This is a genomic window from Paenibacillus sp. 01T422 (assembly GCF_056398785.1).
On record NZ_JBFTQB010000557.1, the window covers coordinates 1 to 4348 of the forward strand.

Annotated in this window: 3 protein-coding genes; 1 reads left to right on the forward strand and 2 read right to left on the reverse strand. The window is 46.0% G+C overall.

What is annotated here, in order from left to right; genetic code table 11:
- Nucleotides 1-1003 (reverse strand): threonine ammonia-lyase IlvA (ilvA, locus tag AC1DUA_RS25765; protein ID WP_477502482.1); only part of this gene is annotated, 1003 nt, incomplete at its 3' end.
- Between the two features lie 172 nt (nucleotides 1004-1175).
- Here ilvA and AC1DUA_RS25770 point away from each other — a divergent pair.
- Nucleotides 1176-1337: a hypothetical protein gene (locus AC1DUA_RS25770; RefSeq protein ID WP_186456555.1), complete on the forward strand. Its 162-nt coding sequence runs from the start codon at nucleotides 1176-1178 to the stop codon at nucleotides 1335-1337.
- Nucleotides 1338-1783: 446 nt separating this feature from the next.
- On the opposite strand, the gene AC1DUA_RS25775 is transcribed toward AC1DUA_RS25770, so the two are convergent.
- Nucleotides 1784-4138 carry a YcdB/YcdC domain-containing protein gene (locus tag AC1DUA_RS25775; protein WP_477502483.1) on the reverse strand — a complete coding sequence of 785 codons (2355 nt, stop codon included), beginning with the start codon at nucleotides 4136-4138 and terminating at the stop codon, nucleotides 1784-1786.
- Nucleotides 4139-4348 lie beyond the last annotated feature (210 nt).

Sequence of the window (4348 nt, forward strand, 5' to 3'; positions counted from 1 at the left end):
GCTTTAAGCCTTCGTACACAAGCGATCTTTCTTTGATTTGCTGCATCCGGTCAATGTCATTATTACCACCGCTGATGATGCAAACCACGTTTTTGCCGCGAATTTGATCCCTGTAAGCATCCAGCGCCGCAACCGGCAGAGCGCCTGCAGGCTCAATGACGATGGCATTATTGTTATAAAGCTCCAGAATCGTCGTACATTCCTTGCCTGAAGGGATAACCACGATATCGTCCAGCTTCTCTTTGCAAATATCAAAAGTAAGCTCGCCTACTTGCTTCACAGCTGCGCCGTCTACAAACTTCTCAATGGTCGACAAAGTCACGACTTTACCCTGTTTGAGCGACTCCTGCATACTTGCAGCGCCCTCAGGTTCAACACCTATGATCTTAGTACGCGGAGACACGCTGTCCACATAAGTCGCCACACCAGCTACAAGACCTCCGCCTCCGATGGTCGCAAAGATATAGTCAGGCATATCGGACATCTGATTCATGATTTCCAATCCAACAGTCCCTTGTCCCGCAATCGTGCGAATATCGTCAAAAGGGTGAATAAACACCTTATTCTCTTTAGTGCAGTAGGCCTTGGCGTGATTGGACGAATCATCGAAAGAATCCCCTGTTAGGATCACTTCTACAAAAGGTCCGCCAAATAACTTCACCTGTGAAATTTTCTGCCTTGGCGTTGTCGTCGGCATGAAGATTTTCCCTTCAATTCCCAACTGCTTACAAGAGTAAGCAACACCTTGAGCGTGGTTGCCAGCGCTTGCGCACACGACTCCCGCTTCGCGTTCTTCCGGCGTCAAACTTTGGATCACATTATACGCTCCGCGAATTTTAAAAGAACGAACGACCTGCATATCTTCACGTTTCAAATAAACGTTACATTCATACAAGTTAGAGAGCAGCTCATTGCGTTGCAGAGGCGATGGTTCGATCACCTTGCTGAGCACATGATTGGCCCTAATAATTTCTTCCAAACCTACTTTTCCGGAAACAACCATTTTCTCTTACTTCCTTTCTCTTCAACATGCGTAATAAATTTTAAAGATTATTGTAGCACACTGAAGAGCGCCTGTAAGAAAATAATATTGGAACATTTTATGAATGCTGATGTTTCACTCCAAATTGTGGCGGGTATTAACTAGCAAGATACTTTATAAGGGAGTGATGACTATGTCGACTCAGCCACGTAATATTGACATTGAAGAACGCCATGTAGAGAAAAAATCGGATTCCAGCTTAGTAGCCTCCACCTTCATTAAGTATGCAGCTTACATCATTATCATCTTCGGAGTTCTGTATTTCTTAGTCCATTATGTATTTCCAATGTTTTAGAACTTGGATAAGCGCGTGAAGAAGGGGCTATCTTGCGGGTCTATGACCTGTAAGATAGCCTCTTCTTATTGATTGCGATGAATGACCATGCGAGTTTTGCGTCAGTGGGAACTATGATCCTCTATTTGATGAAAAAGCGCTGTTTTCTTTAGTTCCAGGGAACTACAGTGCTCTATATGGCCCAAATTACGGTAAAGATGAGCGTTTTGAGGACAAATAAGGCCCTGTAGTTCCTATAAATCCCGAAATCAGCTTATTTCGCTCAAATAGCGCCTCGTAGTTCCCTTCGGCACAGGGTGACACGGTCGGGCGGCTTCGCGCTGAATTCATGCCAGCCCCCTGCTGACTTCCCGCAGGACTCATTGACTCATACCACTCCAAGGCGGCTCCATACCGATTTAACACGGGCCCCATCCGACTTCACAGGACAGCTTCAGAACGCCAGCCTAGTAGTAGTAACGCGGCTGATCTTGCAGCTCCGCCCGCTTCTGCRAGAAGCGGTAAAACGCGCTTGCTGCTTGAGCCCTTGACACTTCTTGCTGCGGAGCAAATTTGCCATCATTGAGGGACATAATGTTAAGCCCTACCACAATGGCTGCGGTACCTACCTGCTTAACCTCAGCAGCATCCGAGAATTGGCTGTTGAACACGCCATCGAATTTCGCCAAGCTTTTGTACCCAAGTGCCTTAACGATCAGTTGTGCCATCTCTTCGCGACTCAGCGTAGCCTCTGGGTTGAAATCAGCGCCAACATCCAGCAAACCACGATCGACCGCATTTTCGACATAAGCGAAATAAGGTGAAGCATTGCTCACATCCGCAAAGGAGGCTTTGCGTTCCGCTCCATAATAAATGCCACCGTTGCCGCCATTCATAGCGATGACCAGCATTTTGACCAGCTCGCCCCGCTTAATCAGTTGATCTGGGTTGACTTTGCCGTCTTGTACATCCAGAGCTTGATAGTCCAGCATCAGTTGAAGCTCGTTCTTAGCCCAGTGATTGTCGATATCGCTGACGGTCACTTTATCCAAGGTCATGACTTCACCTGTCTGGCTATTTCTCCATTTCCCAGTTTGTGCATCAAGGAGGAATGCTTCCCGGCTGAATTTGGGAATGAGCGTGTAGACGAGCTTAGCTTCTAATTTCTCATTCGCATTGGTTGCTGCTGTTGGAGGAATTTCTCCTGCAGCCACCATAACTTTGTATTTTTCAATTGGCAATACACCATTGTATCCGCCATTCTCGAGCACATAGTTTAATTTAATGTCGAACTGGGAAAGCCACAGCTCTTTCGCCTTATCCAGGGCTAGAATCTCTGGTTTCTGCTGCGGATACGGCATGTCGCTGAGCCCGAATTGGTAGTTCATGATTTGACCGGTTACACGGTCGATGCTGATCGTTACACCCTCACCACCAGCACTAACGCCGTCAATGACACGGTTGAAACGGATATCCCAATTCCGCATATGTTTCAGCTGCTCTTCCGTATAATCCTTTGCGGATGGCTGACTGAGCACCAACTGATTTGTGTAAGAAGGAATCTGCTTTTTAATCAAATCTACGCTTTTGGCTACCGCATCGTCCAAGGAGATTTTACCTTCGATATCTTTATTGTTATCAGGGCTGTACGGCACATAGCTATTAAAATTCGTGATTTCCCCGGTTTTGTTGTTTACACTTGCCCAAGCGCCACTCCCCATAATCTTGCCAGTAGGGTCCTTCTCAGAGACTGTGTTCCAGCTCAAGTTCCAATTCGAGTTCGTTTCCCCGGTTTCAGGGTTGGTCCCTTCATTGTAGGTAGCCTCTTGGAGCTTATAGTCCGAGGAAAGGTTGAATACTGTACTCACTTTCTTCACTGCTTCTTCCTTCGTTAGGTTCAAAGCAGCGGCTGGACGTTCTGCCAGCGGTTTGTCCGTTAACGGCTTGGACTCCTCCGTATGTGGGACAGGGTTCCATAATTCTCCGGTTATCGCATTAAGCGAAAACGCTCCCATCATATAAGAAATAATCGGTAATTTCTTGCCTTTGGTACCATATGGAATCTGGTAGAGAAGTGATAGGTCTGCTTTGTCGTGGAACAATTGAGCCGCTTTCTCTTTCGTAACTGGCCCCGTATTCGGCTCGAAGGTAACGTCATCCGTCCAGTTGAAATTATAGCTCGTAACTTGGCCATCCCCATTCACACTTACCGACATCCCATTCGCAGCAAAAGGAACGCCGCCAACCGATCGGTCGAACCGGATGTTATACTGATAATTCCCATTCAGAGGTGTGCGGAACGCTTTTTCTTCCGAATCGTCGTAAATTAGTTCTTTCTGCTTGTCTGGATTTACTTTAGTAATAAAGGCGGAAGCAACATCTTTGGCAGCAAGAAAATCAACTTTCGGCGGATATGATGGCTTATGGTCGGGATCACTGTCATTCATCGAATAGGACGTCAACGTTCCGTCCATGCCATTAATCGATACGTTCAAATACCCGTAGTTCTGATCTTTAACTTTTTTCGCATAATTAATGTTCCACGTTGGGAGATTTCTGCCGTTCATCCCATAGTAAGCATTCAAGCTGATCGATTGAAATGTGAAACCTTCAGGCAGCGTGATATACGCTTTAGCCCGTTCCATCGCTTCTTCTTTCGTAATTTTGGCATCTAACATTTTGCCATCGATGACACCAGGAAAGGCCGGTATTGCAATGCTCGTGCTGTCTACACTTACCTCACTTGCCCAAACGGCTGGAGCAGCCGTGAACAGCAAACTTGAAGCTAGTACTAGCGTTCCTGCTTGTTTAACTATTTTCAAAGTCATCTTCCTCCTTTTGGAAGCTATATTCCATAATAATCCTTGACGCTAAGGAAGAAGAAAAAGTTGCTTTAAACCTACAAAAAAATAATAAAATAAAAAAACACATCTCCAAGCCTCCTCAAGAAGGCATGAACATGTGCTTCTGCTCTAACTACCGTTTGGCATCTTGCTTGTTTTGGCGTTTTCTTTGCTCAGGGTGAGCATGAG